The sequence below is a fragment of the Marinobacter bohaiensis genome (genome assembly GCF_003258515.1).
Lineage (GTDB): Bacteria > Pseudomonadota > Gammaproteobacteria > Pseudomonadales > Oleiphilaceae > Marinobacter_A > Marinobacter_A bohaiensis.
Genome location: NZ_QGEH01000003.1, coordinates 338,906 through 354,875 on the forward strand (window position 1 = coordinate 338,906; position 15,970 = coordinate 354,875).

15 protein-coding genes are annotated in these 15,970 nt (G+C 64.0%); 8 read left to right on the forward strand and 7 right to left on the reverse strand.

Translation table 11 applies throughout. From position 1 onward, the window contains the following. Nucleotides 1-30: 30 nt before the first annotated feature. Both DKK67_RS16380 and DKK67_RS16385 read left to right on the forward strand, forming a co-directional pair. Complete coding sequence (locus tag DKK67_RS16380) at nt 31-810, forward strand: pseudouridine synthase (protein WP_228160677.1); 780 nt, start codon at nt 31-33, stop codon at nt 808-810. Between the two features lie 84 nt (nt 811-894). Then, nucleotides 895-2,910 (forward strand): metallophosphoesterase family protein, encoded by a 2,016-nt coding sequence (locus tag DKK67_RS16385; protein WP_228160678.1) that lies wholly within the window; start codon nt 895-897, stop codon nt 2,908-2,910. Here the strand turns inward: DKK67_RS16385 and DKK67_RS16390 are convergent. Then, nucleotides 2,879-4,891 (reverse strand): putative bifunctional diguanylate cyclase/phosphodiesterase, encoded by a 2,013-nt coding sequence (locus tag DKK67_RS16390; RefSeq protein ID WP_111497576.1) that lies wholly within the window; start codon nt 4,889-4,891, stop codon nt 2,879-2,881. The two genes, DKK67_RS16385 and DKK67_RS16390, sit on opposite strands and share 32 nt — an antisense overlap. A gap of 221 nt (nt 4,892-5,112) precedes the next feature. Then, nucleotides 5,113-5,595, reverse strand: a complete 483-nt coding sequence (locus tag DKK67_RS16395; RefSeq protein ID WP_111497577.1) for a winged helix-turn-helix transcriptional regulator — start codon at nt 5,593-5,595, stop codon at nt 5,113-5,115. Between the two features lie 169 nt (nt 5,596-5,764). Here DKK67_RS16395 and DKK67_RS16400 point away from each other — a divergent pair, with 169 nt between their 5' ends. From DKK67_RS16400 to DKK67_RS16415, 4 genes are all read left to right on the forward strand, one after another. Then, complete coding sequence (locus tag DKK67_RS16400; RefSeq protein WP_111497578.1) at nt 5,765-6,538, forward strand: SDR family oxidoreductase; 774 nt, start codon at nt 5,765-5,767, stop codon at nt 6,536-6,538. 49 nt (nt 6,539-6,587) lie between these two features. Beyond that, the gene (locus DKK67_RS16405; protein ID WP_111497579.1) at nt 6,588-7,205 is read left to right on the forward strand and encodes a 2-hydroxychromene-2-carboxylate isomerase; all 618 of its coding nucleotides are present in this window, start codon (nt 6,588-6,590) and stop codon (nt 7,203-7,205) included. After that, nucleotides 7,202-8,023 carry an acyl-CoA thioesterase gene (locus tag DKK67_RS16410; RefSeq protein ID WP_111497580.1) on the forward strand — a complete coding sequence of 274 codons (822 nt, stop codon included), beginning with the start codon at nt 7,202-7,204 and terminating at the stop codon, nt 8,021-8,023. Before DKK67_RS16405 ends, DKK67_RS16410 begins: the two co-directional genes overlap by 4 nt. Nucleotides 8,024-8,111: 88 nt before the next feature. Then, nucleotides 8,112-8,558: a hypothetical protein gene (locus DKK67_RS16415; RefSeq protein ID WP_111497581.1), complete on the forward strand. Its 447-nt coding sequence runs from the start codon at nt 8,112-8,114 to the stop codon at nt 8,556-8,558. On the opposite strand, the gene DKK67_RS16420 is transcribed toward DKK67_RS16415, so the two are convergent. From DKK67_RS16420 to DKK67_RS16440, 5 genes are all read right to left on the reverse strand, one after another. Then, nucleotides 8,546-9,301, reverse strand: coding sequence for an amino acid ABC transporter ATP-binding protein (locus DKK67_RS16420; RefSeq protein ID WP_111497582.1), 756 nt, complete (start codon nt 9,299-9,301; stop codon nt 8,546-8,548). The genes DKK67_RS16415 and DKK67_RS16420 overlap by 13 nt on opposite strands. Then, a complete protein-coding gene (locus DKK67_RS16425) occupies nt 9,298-9,972 on the reverse strand; it encodes an amino acid ABC transporter permease (protein WP_111497583.1) in 675 nt (224 codons plus the stop codon). Before DKK67_RS16425 ends, DKK67_RS16420 begins: the two co-directional genes overlap by 4 nt. Nucleotides 9,973-9,987: 15 nt before the next feature. Beyond that, complete coding sequence (locus tag DKK67_RS16430) at nt 9,988-10,746, reverse strand: amino acid ABC transporter substrate-binding protein (protein ID WP_111497584.1); 759 nt, start codon at nt 10,744-10,746, stop codon at nt 9,988-9,990. Between the two features lie 81 nt (nt 10,747-10,827). Beyond that, complete coding sequence (locus tag DKK67_RS16435) at nt 10,828-11,415, reverse strand: GNAT family N-acetyltransferase (protein WP_111497585.1); 588 nt, start codon at nt 11,413-11,415, stop codon at nt 10,828-10,830. A gap of 33 nt (nt 11,416-11,448) precedes the next feature. Next, nucleotides 11,449-13,302, reverse strand: a complete 1,854-nt coding sequence (locus tag DKK67_RS16440; protein WP_111497586.1) for a putative bifunctional diguanylate cyclase/phosphodiesterase — start codon at nt 13,300-13,302, stop codon at nt 11,449-11,451. Nucleotides 13,303-13,490: 188 nt separating this feature from the next. Between DKK67_RS16440 and DKK67_RS16445 the strand changes: the two genes are divergently transcribed. Together DKK67_RS16445 and DKK67_RS16450 are read left to right on the forward strand one after the other, a co-directional pair. After that, complete coding sequence (locus DKK67_RS16445; protein WP_111497587.1) at nt 13,491-13,919, forward strand: secondary thiamine-phosphate synthase enzyme YjbQ; 429 nt, start codon at nt 13,491-13,493, stop codon at nt 13,917-13,919. A 166-nt stretch (nt 13,920-14,085) separates the two neighbouring features. Continuing rightward, nucleotides 14,086-15,963 (forward strand): sensor domain-containing diguanylate cyclase, encoded by a 1,878-nt coding sequence (locus DKK67_RS16450; RefSeq protein WP_111497588.1) that lies wholly within the window; start codon nt 14,086-14,088, stop codon nt 15,961-15,963. Nucleotides 15,964-15,970 lie beyond the last annotated feature (7 nt).

A 15,970-nucleotide genomic window follows, 5' to 3' on the forward strand; every position in this document is an offset into this window, starting at 1 on the left:
TCAGGGATTCTTCTTAACAGGATCACGCGCTTGACTCACCCTTCCAATGTCATCAATCCCCTGGACCTGGTCTACCAGGACGACGCCCTGCTGGCGGTGCATAAACCGGCCGGCCTGCTGGTTCACCGCAGCCCGATCGACCGGCACGAGACCGAATTTGCCCTGCAGTACGCCCGCGCCCTGAACGGCGGGCGCCACGTCTATCCGGTGCACCGCCTGGACCGGCCCACCTCCGGCCTGCTGCTGTTCGCCCGGGATCCGGACATTGCCCGGACCCTGGGGGAACAGCTGATGTCGCACCGGGTGCGCAAGACCTATCTGGCGATCGTGCGGGGCTGGCCGGCGGAGCGGGGACGCATCGACCACCCGCTGAAGGAGGAACCGGACGACCGTCGGCTCAAGGGCCAGATCCAGGTCGTGCGCGAGGCCGAGACCGTCTTCCGCCGCCTGGCCACGGCGGAGCTGCCCTATGAGGTGGAAGGTTATCCCACCAGCCGCTATGCCCTCGTCGAGCTGCAGCCGCTGACCGGCCGGCGACATCAGCTGCGCCGCCACATGAAGTACATCAGCCATCCGATCATCGGTGACGCCAATCACGGTCGGGGCCGTCATAACCGCTTTTTCGCCAGCCACTTCGGCCAGGCTCGGTTGTTTCTGGCGGCGCTGAGCCTGGCCTTCGAACATCCGCTCAGCGGCGCGGCCCTGACCCTGTCGGCGCCGCCGGAGAACAGCTTCCGGGAGGTGGCCGAAGCACTGGGTTGGGGCGCTGAACTGGCCGCATACGACCGTCCAGATCCCTGTTTCCAGTGACAAAATCGTCATTGCCCACGCTGTTCGTGGGCGCCGGGGCAGGCTATGTTGTAGGGATGGATCGATCGACCGCGAGGTGACCGTTTGCCGTCCGACCAAGAGCGCCAACCCCACGCCCCCCTGCCGGCCGGGCTCGACAGCGAGGTACTGGCCGGCCCCATCCTGCGCCGGGTGAAGGCGGATCGTCTCGCCTGTTGGCTGGTGTCGGTCCGTCCCCTGTCCTTGCGGCTTGAGCTGTACGGCGACGATGCCCCGGCGCCATTCCTGGCGCAGGACGTGTCGGCCGAGGCCTGTCGGGTGATTCCCGTCGGCGAGCGCGCGTTCATCCACTGCATCGACGTGGCGCTGGACGCGGCGATACCGCTCGACACGCTGATCGGCTACGACCTGCGGATCGACGACGGGGCCAGCGCCGGGCAGGGCATCGCCGACTGGGCGCCACACCTGCTGTATCCGGGCCAGTCGCGCCCGGCGTTCGTGTTGCGCCGGCAACTGGGACAGCTTCTGCACGGTTCCTGTCGGCGACCTCATCACACCTCCGGGGACGGCATGGCGCGGGCCGATAGTTGGCTGGCGGAGCGTGCGACCGATGCGGCGGCACGGCCATCGCTGCTGTTGCTGACCGGTGACCAGATCTACGCCGACGATGTGGCTGGCCCGATGCTGCGGACCATCCACGGGGTCATGGATCAGTTGGGACTCTACGGCGAGACCCTGGCGGAATCCCGCATCCGCGACAGCAAAGAACTGCGCTCGGACCGCGATACCTATTACGGCCGTGAGCATCTGCTGCCGGAAACCCACTACAACGAAGCGCTTACCGAGCGTTTCTTCGGCGGCGTGCGCAAACCGGTGTTTTCCACCGCCAACGCCCGCAACCACACCGTTACCCTGGCGGAAGTGCTGGCGATGTACCTGCTGGCCTGGTCGCCCCAGCCCTGGCGTCTGGAACGCCTGCCGGAACCGGATCTGGACGACGACACCCGCGCCACCTACCGTGCCGAGCAGGCGCAGATCGATGCTTTCGAACGCCAGGTGGGCCAGGCTGCCCGACTGATGGCTCAGGTGCCCACCTACATGATCTTCGACGATCACGACGTCACCGACGACTGGAACCTGTCGGCGCTGTGGGAAGAGACGGTCTACGGTCATCCGTTTTCACGCCGGATTGTCGGCAATGCGCTGGTGGCCTACCTGCTGTGCCAGGGCTGGGGCAACACGCCGGAGCGGTTGCACGATCTGCTGGACAGCGCGGGGGACCTGTTCGGGGGCGTCGAGGGCGGCCTGTTGCCACGCCAGCGCCAGGATGAGTTCATCACCCGGCTGTTACGCTTCGAGGGTTGGGAATACGTCGTGGACACGCAGCCCAAGGTGATCGTGCTGGACACCCGCACCCGGCGCTGGCGCAGTGAAGTGCGCCGGCGCAAGCCATCGGGGCTGATGGACTGGGAGGCGCTGACCGAGTTCCAGCAGGCGATTCTGCACGAGCCGGCGGCGGTGATCGTGTCGCCGACACCGGTGTTCGGGGTCAAGCTGATCGAGGGTATCCAGGCGCTGTTCACCTGGTTCGGCAAGCCGTTGCTGGTGGATGCGGAGAACTGGATGGCCCACCGCGGGGCGGCCAGCGTCATCCTCAACATCCTGGGGCATGCGCGCACGCCGCAGAACTTCGTGATCCTCTCCGGCGATGTGCACTACTCGTTTGTCTACGACGTGCACCTGCGCCGCCGACGAGGCGGGCCGGACATCTGGCAGATCACCAGCAGCGGTATCAAGAACGAGTTTCCCGACCGCCTGCTCAGTCTGCTGGACCGGCTCAATCGCTGGCTCTACGCGCCCTGGTCGCCGCTGAACTGGTTCACCAAACGCCGGCGCATGCGGGTGTCGCCCTGGTATCCGGAGAATCGGGACGCTGGTGAGCGGCTCTGGAATGCGGCGGGGATGGGGTTTGTGCAGCTGGATCGCCAGGGGCGCCCGACGCGCATCGCCCAGTTGAACGCCAGCGGCTCGGAAACCGACTTCCGGCGCGAGGCGCCCGTCCGGCGGGAAGCCGAAAGCAGCGGGGACGCTAGACGCTCAGTTCACGGTGGCGGGCGTTGATGCGGTCGGTCCAGGCCTGAATGCCGTCGGATTTCAGCGGCTTGCTGTAGTAGAAGCCCTGCATGACGAAGCAGCCCAGCTCGGTCAGGTATTCGATGTCTTCTTCCAGCTCCACCCCTTCGGCGATAACGTCCAACCCCAGCTGCTCGGCGAGCATGACGATGGCCCTGATGATGGCGCGCTTGCTGGGCTTGTCGATGTCCATGGTGAAGATGCGGTCCAGCTTGACCGCGTCCAGGGGCAGGGTGTCGAGCAGGCCGATGGAGGAATAACCGGCGCCGAAATCGTCCATCGAAATCTTCACGCCCAGCTCGCGTAGCGCGTTCAGCTGGCGCACGATGTCGTTGACGTCCTGCAGCATCATGGATTCAGTGACTTCCAGCTCCAGCAGCCCGGGCCGCAGGCCGACCGTGCGGATGGCGGTGTCCACCAGCTTGAACAGGGTGTCGGTCTGGAACAGCTTGGGCGAGATGTTGACGGCCACCGACTGGTCAGGATTGCCGGCCTGCCACTCGATGCATCGCCGGCATGCCTCTTCCAGGACCTGCTGCGTGAGGGGCACGATCAGCCCGGTTTCCTCGGCCAGCGGGATGAACTCATTCGGCGGAATCACGCCCAGACGAGGGTGGTTCCAGCGTACCAGCGCCTCGAAGCCAAACACCCGGTCGGTTTTGACGTTCCATTTGGGCTGGTATTCGATGAAGAACTGGTTGTCCCGCACACCGCGCTGCAGGTCCTTCTCGATCTCCATCTTGCGCACTTCCTTGACGCCCATCGCCTCGGTGTAGACGCAGTGCTGGTTCTTGCCCTGTTTCTTGGCGACGTACATGGCGGTGTCGGCGGCGCGCAGCAGGGCGGAGCTGTCCGCTGGGTCGATGCGCCCCAGGGCGATGCCGATGCTGCCGGTCACGTAGAGTTCGTTGCCCTCGATGTGGAAGGGCTGCTTGATCTGGTCGAGGATGCGCCCGGACAGCGTCTCCAGCTCGTCCAGGTCGCTGCGTTCGGCGATGAACAGAAACTCGTCGCCACCGATGCGGTAGGCCTGGGTGCGGCTGTCCTGGAACGACTGCAGGGTTTTGCCGACGGCCTTGAGCAGCAGGTCGCCGATGTCATGACCCAGGGTGTCGTTGATGACCTTGAAGTGGTCCAGATCCAGGAACAGGAAGCCGGCATGGCGCTGGTTCTTCTGCCGGTTCAGGTAGCGGTTCATCTCATTGCGGTTGGACAGCCCGGTGATGCCGTCCTGGTAGGCCATGGTCTCCAGGAAATAGCGGTCGAAGAACATGGCCGCCCAGGAGATCAGGATGATGACGAAGACGGTGGCGATCACGCCGTAGAGCAGGAAGGGGTCGGTGTGGTCGCTGGCGCCGGTGACTGCGGGGGCGGCCATGTGGAATTCGGTCGCGCTCATGCCGGTGTAGTGCATGCCGCTGATGGCGATGCCCATCACCACGGCGGACAGCCATTTGGCCCAACTGGCGGCAGACTGGTTCTGGAAGCGCACAAACAAAAACAGCGCCGCATAGGATGCCGCCAGGGCGATGACGATGGAGACCACGACCAGGCCGGTGTCGTAGGTGAACGAGCCGTCCATGATCATCGCTTCCATGCCCAGGTAGTGCATGATGGACACGCCACTGCCCATGATGCCGCCGCCCAGTGCGATCCTGTAACGGGTGATCATCTCCGGCAGGGTGATGTAGAAGGCGATGAACGAGGCGATCACGCTGGCCGCCATGGAGATGGCCGTCATGGCCAGGTCGTAGCGCACGTCGGCGTGCATGTGGAACGCCAGCATCCCCACGAAGTGCATCGACCAGATACCCGCCCCCATCACGATCGAGCCCGCCGCCAGCCAGAAGCATCGGCTCCGGCCGGAAGCATTGAAGATCTTCGAGGTAATACTCAGCGCAGAATACGAGGCGACAATGGCAATAACGACGGAGGTGGCGACCAGGTAAAGATTGTACGTTCCACTCATTGCGCTTCCGTTCCCTTCCGGATACTGCCGGGTATGTCTGGTGTCGTGTCGTCGTTCGGGATGGGTGTCAAATAATAACGTAACTTTATCACAGCGTGTTGATTGAATGTCAGGGTCAATCGATAGGATCTGTCACTTTCGGTCAAGATCTATAGCAGACACCCGCAGAAAGGGTAGACGCAGACGGTCGTCGGGTGAAGGTCGGGCGGATGCCCCGATGATCAGGAGTCGCGGGACGCGATCGGCGCGGCGTCCCGCCAGCCTTCTCCGGGTTCCACCCGCAAATCCCGGGCGCTCACCGGCTCGCCGCATTCGGAACAGACCGTGACGGGGTGCATGACGGCTCCGCACTGCTTGTGGATGTGCCTGATCGGGGCCCCCCGGTCGTCGGTCATATGCCGGTCTCCCCAATGGACCAGGGCCAGGATGACGGTATGCAGCTCGAGGCCTTTGTCGGTCAGGCGGTACTCGTCACGTGGTGGCCGTTCCTGGTAGCGCTGCTTGCGCAGGACACCGTGTTGAACGAGTTTCTTCAAGCGATCGGTCAGCACATGGCGGGTGATGCCCAGGCGCTTTTCAAACGTGTCGAAGCGGCGCACGCCCAGAAAGCAGTCCCGCAGGATCAGCAGCGTCCAGCGATCCCCGACCACCGACAGGGTTCGTGCCAGCGAGCACGGTTCTTGATCGAGTTCTTCCCAGCGCATAAAGCTTTGTCGTGTCCTTCCGTCATACGATTTGGAATGGTACGAGGATAGCTTGACAAGTTCCAAAACGGAACTGACTATACGGTGAGTTCCAAAAAAGAACGTACTGGCAAGAACAACAAGGCCCGGTCGGGCCGCGACAACACATACGACAAAAACGAGGTGTGGCATGGCCCAGCAGTCAGGATTGTCGGCGGAGAGCGCCGGCAGCGCGTCGTCCAGAGCCCGCGTGGCGGTGATCATCGGCGCGGGTGACGCGACCGGCGGTGCCATTGCCCGCCGTTTCGCCCGGGAAGGGCTGGCGGTGGTGGTCACGCGCCGCCATGAGGATGCCTTGATCCCCCTGGTGCAGAGTATCCGCGATGCGGGCGGTGTTGCCCACGGCATCGGCTGCGATGCGCGTGACGAGGGCGCCATGGTCGGCCTGTTCGATCGCATCGAGCGGGACATAGGCGACGTGGCCGTCGTGGTCTTCAACATCGGCGCCAATGTCCGACACCCGATCACGGAAACCACCGCCCGGGTCTACCGCAAGGTCTGGGAGATGGCAGCCTTCGCCGGTTTCCTGACCGGTCGAGAGGCGGCGCGGGTCATGGGGCCGCGCCAGCAGGGCACCCTGATTTTCACGGGGGCGACCGCGTCCCTGCGGGGCAGCGCCGGATTCGCCGCCTTCGCCGGCGCCAAGTTCGCCTTGCGCGCCCTGGCCCAGAGTCTGGCGCGGGAGTTGGGCCCCCAGGGCATTCACGTTGCCCATACGGTGATTGACGGCGCCATCGACACGGATTTCATCCGCGACAACTTTCCCGAACGCTATGCCCTCAAGGAGCAGGGCGGCATCCTCAACCCGGAACACATTGCCGAGCAGTACTGGCGCCTGCATTGCCAGCCACGGGACTGCTGGACCCACGAACTGGATTTACGGCCCTGGCTGGAAACGTTCTGACCGCTTGCCACCCAACCGACCGCGACCAACCCCTGACAGGAAGACCAGCATGAAACAGACCATCGATGTGTATTTCGACGTGGGCAGTCCGGCCAGCTACCTGGCCTGGACTCAACTGCCCGATCTCGCGGCGCGCCATGGGGCGCGGATCAACTGGCGGCCGATACTGCTGGGCGCGGTGTTCCAGGCCACCGGTAACCAGACGCCGGCGGTGATCCCGGCCAAGGGGCGCTACATGAGCATGGACCTGCAGCGCTTTGCCCAGGCCTATGGTGTGGATTTCCGGTTCAACCCGCATTTTCCGGTCAACACGCTGATGCTGATGCGGGGCGCGGTGGCGTACCTGGACAGCCCACGTCTGCAGGACTACCTGGGCGCCGTATTCCGGGCGCTTTGGGTGGACGGCCAGAATATGGGAGAACCGGATGTGGTGGCCGATGTCCTCGCCCGGGCCGGGTTCGATCCGCAGGAGGTTCTGGGAAAGGTGGAGCAGCCTGACATCAAGCAGGCGCTCAAGGACATCACGGCGCAGGCCCTGGAACGCGGCGTCTTTGGCGCGCCCACGCTGTTCCTGGGAGACGCCATGTATTTCGGCCAGGATCGTCTCTGGCAGGTGGAGGAAGCCCTGGCGGACTCTGCACACTCAACCCCCAAGGAGTCATCGTGAATCAATCCACAAGCCTGCACACTTTCGACCAGTCCATTGCCCTGGAGGCCGATGGCGACAATGCCTGGCGCGGCCGGTTTCCGGCGGCCTACGCCAATATGGTCGGCCCCTACGGCGGCATCATTGCCGCCACGCTGCTGAACGCCGTGCTCCGGCATCCCGGGCGCCTGGGCGACCCCGTGGCCATGACGGTCAACTTCGCCGGTCCGATCGGCGAGGCGGATTTCGACGTATCGACCCGCATAGCCCGCACCAACCGCTCGACCCAGCACTGGATCCTGGAACTGAGCCAGGACGACCAGATCGCTGTGACCGCGACGGTGCTGACCGGCGTGCGGCGGGATTCCTGGGAGTCCGCCGACGTGTCCATGCCGGAGGTGCCGCCCGCCGGGTCGGTCGAGCCCCTGGACGCCCGCGGTTACCTGCGCTGGATCCAGAACTACGAACTGCGCATCGTGGATGGTGCTTTCGATCCCAGCGGCCGGACGCCGGCGCAGGAGAACGCCGTTACGCGGCTCTGGGTGCGCGATCATCCGGCCCGCCCACTGGATTTCCTGTCCCTGATGGCGGCCAGCGACTGCTTCTTCCCGCGGGTGTTCGTGCGCCGCCAGGAACGCATGCCTGCCGGCACCGTGTCGCTGACGACCTATTTCCACGCCGATGCGGCAACACTGGCCCGCCAGGGCGATCGCTCGCTGCTGGGCCAGGCCCGCGCCAATCGCTACAGCCGCAGCTACTTCGACCAGAGCGCCGAGCTGTGGAGCGCGGACGGCGAACTGCTGGCCACCAGTCACCAGATCGTCTACTTCAAGGGGTAAATCGGCGTTTGGGGAGCCGGGAGGGGAACCCGGATGCTGGCCGCGGATCGAAGCTTTCAGGACAGGGTTGAACAGTCAGGATCGGATCATGGCCGGATGGGCAATCACCCGACGCGGCGGCCGCTTGCTGCTGGTTGCCGTGATTCTGCTGGCGGGCTGCCAGGCAACGGGGCCGAAGCCGTTCAATGGCGCTCGTGGCTATATCGTGTCCGACGCGGGCGACCATTGGCAGGTCAGCTATACCGATGCGGCCGAACGGCGCTGGTCGGAACTGGAAACCAGGGCTCTGGCCGCCTGTGCCAGCCATACCGGGCGCTCCATGGATACCCTGCGACTGGTGGCGGTGCAGCGGGACAGCTACGTCGACGCGGTGCCGGTGGACGTGTCCTATCCCGCCGGCGTGCTGGACACGCCCATGTCCAATAGTGCCAACGGCGCGGTGGGAGCGGATACGCCGCTGGTGTACTACCAGAACACGACGGTCAGCCGTACCCTGATCCTGCGCCGGGTGAGCGCCCGCTGTCAGCCGGCCTGAATCGGGGCGTCCGCCAGCACCTTGCGCAGGAAGTCCCGGGTGCGCGGGTCCTGCGGGTTGGAGAACAGCTCCGAGGGCGGCCCCTGCTCGACGATGCGCCCACCGTCGATGAAGATCACCCGATCCGCCACATCCCGGGCGAAGGCCATCTCGTGGGTGACCACGATCATGGTCTGGCGCTCCTGGGCCAGTTGCTTCATCAGCCCCAGTACTTCATCCACCCACTCCGGGTCCAGCGAGGAGGTCGGCTCGTCGAACAGGATCACCTCGGCGCCGGTGGCCATGGCGCGGCCGATGCCGACGCGCTGCTGCTGGCCGCCGGACAGCGAGGCCGGGTAGGCCTGGGCCTTTTCCGCCAGACCAATACGGCTGAGGATCTGGCGGGCCTTGTCGCGCGCCTTGGCCTTGGGCCAGCGATCCACCACGATCAGCCGTTCGGCGATGTTGTCCTCGGCGTTCTTGTTGGCGAACAGGGCGTAGTTCTGGAACACGAACGCAGTGCGCCGGCGCAGTTCCAGAATCTCACTTTTGCTCGCCTGGCAGGCGTCCACGGTCAGGTCGCCGACGCTGATCTGCCCCGCCGACGGTTGTTCCAGGAAATTGATGCAGCGCAGCAGCGTGGATTTGCCGGTGCCCGACGGGCCGATCACCACCACGATCTCGCCCTGGGCGATGTCCAGGTCGATGCCGTCGAGTACCGTCTGGTTGCCGTACTGCTTACGCAGTCCCTTGAGCTTGATCATCGGCTGTAGGCCCTGTTGAGTCGGTTTTCCAGATAGCGTTGCAGCCACGCCAGCAGCTCGACGACGATCCAGTAGATCACCGCCACCACCAGGAACGCCTCGAAGTAGAGGAAGCTGCCGGCGGCTTCCTTCTGGGTGGCGCCCATCAGCTCGGTGACCCCCAGGGTGAAGGCCAGGGACGAGGCCTTGATCATGTCGATGAAGTAGTTCATCAGCGTGGGCACCGCGATACGGGTGGCCTGGGGCAGGATGATGCGGCGCATCAGCTGGGCGTTGGTCATGCCGATGGACAGCCCGGCTTCCGTCTGGCTGCGGTCGACGCTGACGATGGCGGCGCGGATGGATTCCGCCATATAGGCCGAGAAGTGCATGGTCAGGCCCATAATGGTGGCGGTAACGCCGTCGATGGCGGTCAGCGAGCTGAACAGCTGCGGCAGGCCGTAGTAGAACAGGAACAGCTGAACCAGCAGCGGCGTGCCTCGAAAGAAGGAGATGAACAGCATTGTGATGCGGTTGAGCACCGGCACCCGCAGTACCCGGATCACCGCCAGCAGGCAGGACAGCAGCAGCGCCACCGCCATGCCGACGGTGGCCATCTGCAGCGTGAGGGGCAGATACCGGAGCAGGATGGGCACCAGCTCCAGCATGTAGTTGAAGTCGAGGACGTTCATTCAGGCGATCCCGGATCAGGGCGAGGTGATGTCCGTCCCGAACCAGGATTCGGAAATGGCTTTGAGGGTGCCGTTATCGCGCAGCGTCTCGATGGCCTGGTTCACCTCGTCACGCAGGGCGCGGCCCTCTTCAGTGTCGCGGAACGGGTAGGCGTTGGAAATGCTGGAGATGGTCGGCCCGGCCAGTTGCAGCGGCAGCGGCTTGTCCTTGATGATCTGGCTGGCGCTGATCCGGTCCATGACGAAGGCGTCCACCCGGCCCAGGGCGGTGTCCTGTTCCAGGTTGCTGTCGTAGGTGCGGATGTCGATCTCGTCGGCGTAGGGCAGTTCGCGCAGCAGGTCCTCGTAATTGGACCCCAGGTTCACCGCCACGGTCTTGCCCTTGAGATCTTCCACGCCCTGAATGCTGTCGTTGCCTTCCTTGACCACCACCTGGGCGCCGTCGTAGACGTACGGCTGGGTGAACAGATACTTCTGCTGGCGCTCGTCGGTGATGGTGATCTGGTTCGCCACGGTATCGATGCGGCCGGACTCCAGCATCCCGAACAGGCCCGAGAAGGCGGCGGTGCGGTAAACCACCTCGCGGCCCAGTTCCTGGCCGATGGCGTTCATCACGTCCACTTCAAAGCCCTGGAGCTTGTCTTTCTCCACGAAAGTGAACGGGAAATACTGGCCGGACATGCCCACGCGCAGGGGCTCCTTGTCCTGGGCCAGGGTAAGAGGGCTGATCGCCAGCGAGGCGGCGGCGATGATGCTCAGCAGCAGGGTTTTCATGTTCATCTCCCGATGGAAGGGCGCGTGCCGCAGGGTGGTAACGGCGCTCGCAGTGAGTCATGGGTACTCTGGAACGAACACTTACAGTGCCTTGAACCAGAATTGCATGGGCTTGTCGGTTTGCCCGCTGTCCCCTATATCCGTCCAGGCGTAGCGGGTTTCAAGGCCGGGAATGGACTGATAGCCACGATGACGCCAGAAAGTGTCCAGCGGTTGGTAATCCGCCGGCCGGGCCGGGTGGTCGTCGGGCCGCACGACGGCGCAGAAAACCGAGTGGTCGAACCCCGCCTCCCGGGCATGGCGCTCGCGCTCGTCAAAGAACGCCACGCCGATGCCCCGGCCCCGGTACGGCGCCAGCAGTACCGACTCGCCATAGTAGAAGATAGCATCCGTATCCCAGCCGGCCTCGGCGAACGGTTGGCGGAAGGCGGCGTCTTCGTCCCGCATGGGAATGCCGGTCGAGGCGCCGACAATGCGGTCACCGTCCCGGGCCAGGATGCACAGGGCGTCGGGTGAGCGGGCATAGGTACGCAGATAGTCGCGTTCGTACGCCGCGCTGCCGTCGTAGAGGTAAGGGAAGTCGCGAAACACGGTCATGCGCAGGTCGGCCAGCGCATCCAGGTGATTGAGCAGGGCCTGACCCCGCAATGTCTGCATGGCGAGGGACATGATGTGCCTGTTCGATGTTGGCAAGGAGAAAACTCACAGCGCCGAGTGCAGCCGGCGGTCACTGTACTCGAGCAGGGCCTCGATCGGCACCGGCTTGCTGAACAGGTACCCCTGCAGCAGGTTGCAGCCCTGCACGGTCAGCCACTGGCGCTGCTCTTCTGTCTCGACGCCTTCGCCCACCACCTGCATGCCCAGCCCGCGGGCCAGGCCCAGGATCGACAGGGTGATGGCGCAATCGTCGGCATCGTCGGGAATGTCGCGGATAAAGGAACGGTCGATCTTGAGTCGCGAGAACGGCAGGTGCTTGAGCCGCGACAGGGAGGAATAGCCCGTGCCGAAGTCGTCGATGGACAGGTTGCAACCCAGTGCCACCAGCTCGTTAAGGGTGCCCTGCATACTCTTGGAGTCGCCCTTGATGGCGTCCTCGGTGACTTCGAACTGCAGTTGATGGCCGTTGATGCCGTATTCGTCGAGCATCCCGGCGACGACACGGGGCAGGCGGTCGTCCATGATCTGTTCCGCCGCCAGGTTGATGGCGGTGGTGGGAAGATCGTGACCGCGCCGGGCCGCTTCCTGATGGTCCAGACATACCCGGCGCAGCACCGACTCGCCCAGCTCCTGCATCAGGCCGGCATTGCGTGCGACGTCGAGGAACTCGATGGGCGACATCCAGCCGTGCTGGGGATGGTTCCAGCGCACCAGCGCTTCGGTGGCCACCATGGCCTGACTGCCGGCCTCGATGATGGGCTGATAGAACACGTCCAGCGTGTGCTGGCTGATGGCCTGACGCAGCTCGCTCTCCAGGGCAAAGCGGGAGCGGGCGGTGGAGTGGAAGTCGGAGTGAAACGCCTGCATCCGCGCCCGTCCGCTTTCCTTGGCATGGTACATGGCCGCCTCGCCGGAGCGCAGCAGGGCCTCGGTATCCAGGCCGTCCTTGGGGTATTGGCACACGCCAATGCTGGCGGTCATTCGCAGGGTGCGGTCGTCGATAACGATCGGGTCGCTGACGGCGTGCTGGATCTGCTGTACCAGGTGATCCAGTTTGAGGTCGGCGCTGCTCTGGTGACGGATCAACATGGCGAACTCGTCGCCGCCGATGCGGGCGAGCTTGTCCCGGCCTTCCAGGTACAGGTTGCGCAGCCGGTTGGCGATTTCGGCGATGACCCGGTTGCCGCCCGCCGCGCCCATGCCGTCGTTGATGGCTTTCAGCCGGTCCAGGTCGATCCACAGCAGTGTAAAGCCCTCATCCTGACGCCGGCTCATCTTCTGAATCAGGGTGTGGATGCGTTCCCGGCAGGATTGCAGGTTGGGCAGTCCGGTCAGGCTGTCGTAGTGGGTGACGTAGTCCAGCTGCTTCTGCGAACGGATCCAGGCCTCGTGGGTGTTGATCAGGCTGACCGTGTCGGCGATGGCGGTGGCGAAGGAGATCTCCGGCAGGGTCCAGGTGCGGGGTGTTTCCGCCTCCAGGCAGATGACCCCGCTGAGCCGGCCGCCGTCGAAAATGGGCGCGTCCAGCAGTGAGTGAATGCCCAGCGGTTTGAAGTATTTTTCGTTGAAGTCGCGGGTACGATGGTCGTCGCGGGCATTGCCGGCGTCGATCACCCGGGCGGTGCGCAGGGCCTGGAAATAGCCGTGGTTGTCGTCTGCCGTCAGCACGATCGGGTGGTAATCGTGCCCCTGGCCCAGGCGGAACAGCACCTCGCTATCGATGCGGTTGTCTTCCGGGTTCATCTTCCAGAAGCTCACCCGCTCCACCTGCAGGAGCTGCCCCGCCAGCTCGCTCAGGGCGGCCAGTTTCCTGCTGCGGTTGTCATTGATAAAGTCGGATCGATGACTCAGCCTCAGCAGGGCTTCGTGAAAGTCTATGAACGTCTTGTTTTGCGACATGAGGCGGACACCATCGGCCAAAGCGCCTGGGCGAAACCGAATTCTGTCGGTTTGACACCGGACAACGGTTCGGAACTTGCGCAATCGTCTTCCCTATAATGGCAACGTGCCCCGGGTCTGTCCAACGCGGGCCCGGGCCGATGTGTCGACGCCTTTGTCACCCGTCATCCGATCCGCAGGAGGATTCCATGAGCTGGCAGCAACACACCATCACACTGAATCCCCGGCCCCGGGGCTTCCACCTGATTACGCGGGACATCCTCGAACAGATCCCCGAACTGGCCGATTACCGGGTTGGCCTGCTGCACCTGTTTATTCAGCATACCTCTGCGTCCCTGGCGCTCAACGAGAATGCCGATCCCGATGTGCGAGGCGACCTCGAACGCCATTTCAATGTCATGGTGCCGGAGAACGCGCCGCACTATGAGCACGTGATGGAAGGGCCGGATGACATGCCGGCGCACATCAAGAGCGTGCTGATCGGGCCCACGCTTTCATTGCCGGTGGGTGATGGTCGCCTGGCGTTGGGAACCTGGCAGGGGATCTACCTGTGCGAACATCGCGACAGCGGCGGTGCACGGCGGGTTGTGGCGACGCTTCAGGGCGAGCGGGCGTAAGCTTCCGGGTCCGGGAAGACCCGATTTTGCGTTCGTTTGACGTTCCTGTTGTCCGCTGGAACAGTTTATTACAAAAGTAATCCGAAAAGACGAAGCGGCTGTTACATACTGATTGCACAACCAAAACAAACGGCACCACCACAACAATCAGAACGGTCAGTCGCCTATGCTCCGTTGGCTCCTGTTCATTGTCTTCCTCTCCGGTCTGACCGGCCCGGCCTCCATGCTGCGGGCCGACCCGCTGGTGTTGACGCCATTTGGTGACCAGATCGGATTGTCCCCGCACGTATCGTACCTGGCGGAGGGCGATGAGGAACGCAGCCTGCAAGCGATCATGACGCTGCCGGACCGCGACTGGGCCGCCAATACCGAAGACGACGTCAACCTGGGGTATCGTGATCACGCCTACTGGTTTCGTCTGACCCTGGAGAACCCGCAGCTGGTCGAGTTGCACAAGATCCTTGAAATTGCCTATCCGGTGCTGGATTCGGTGGAGATCTACCGGATTGATGACGGCGCCGTGGGGCAGTCCTGGACGCTGGGCGACAAGCAGCCGTTCAATGCCCGCCCGATTCGCCACCGCAACTTCCTGGTGCCCCTCGACCTGCCGCCCCAGAGCGAAACCCGCCTGTACCTGAGGGTGGAGACCGCCAGTTCGGTGCAGTTGCCCATGACGCTCTGGTCACGGGACGCGTTCTTTGTCGCCGAGCAGCCGCACCTGCTGCTGGAAGGCCTCTATTACGGCGTCGTGCTGGTGATGATCCTGTACAACCTGTTCGTCTTCGTGGTGGTCCGCGAACGCAGTTTCCTCTACTACGTCGGCTACATCAGCGCCATGCCGCTGTTCCTGGCCAGCCTGCACGGCATGGCCTTCCAGTACCTGTGGCCAGAGTCCACCTGGTGGAACGATCACGCCATCCTGTTCTTCCTCAACCTGACGGTGTTCTTCGGCGGAATCTTCGCCATGCGCTTCCTGACCGTGCTGCCGCACACCCATCCGAAACTGGCCTGGACCACGGTGACCGTCGTCATTGCCTCCGGCGTGTTCGCACTGGTGTCGCTGGCCGTCCCTTACAGGCTGATGATCCTGCCGTCCATCGTACTGGCCGCGTCCGGCTGCGCGGGGATGGTGCTGCTGGGCAGCATCCGTTGGTATGAAAAGGACCCCGCCGCCCGTTATTTCGGCATCGCCTGGTTCTTCATGCTGTTTGGAGGCGTAGTGCTGGCGCTCAACAAGTTCACCCTGCTGCCACAGAACGTGTTCACAGAGAACGCCACCCAGGTGGGCTCGGGGCTGGGTGTCATCCTGCTGTCGATTGCCCTGGCGGACCGGATCAACAAGGAAAAGAAGCGCGCCTTCGACGCCCAGGAGCGGCTTTACCATGAGGAGCGCAAGGTGCGTCTGGCCCAGGAGAAGAGCCTGGCGGTGCAGCAGGAGGCCAACGCCCTGCTGGAGCAGCGGGTGCAGGAGCGCACCCAGGATCTGGAAGACCTGAACCGCCGTTTGCAGGAACTGAGCGAGACCGACAACCTGACCGGTCTCAAGAACCGGGGCTTCTTCGATCGCAGCTTCCGTTCCGCCTGCGTGCGGGCGTATCGATTCGGCCAGCCGCTGGCGTTGCTGGTGATCGACATCGACCACTTCAAACGCTTCAACGACCGGTACGGCCACCTGGTGGGAGACGATTGCCTGCAGATGGTGGCCCAGTGCATCCGCCGGTTCGTGACCCGGCCGGAGGATCTGGCCGCCCGCTACGGCGGTGAGGAGTTCGTGGTCCTGTTGCCGGAAACCCCCGCCAACGGTGCCGAGCAGGTGGCGGAGCGCATCCGCGAAGCGATCGCCGGCACTGATTTCCGCATTTCCAATGAAGTACTCAACGTGACGGTTAGCATCGGGCTGTGCTGTGTGGTGCCGGAGCACGTCGAGGCCACTAAACTTATCTTCCACGCCGCCGATGAGGCGCTCTACGACGCCAAGGGCCGGGGCCGGAACCGGGTGACCGTCTGCGACTCGCGCTTCAGCACGCCGGTTCATAGCCTGTGACCACGCA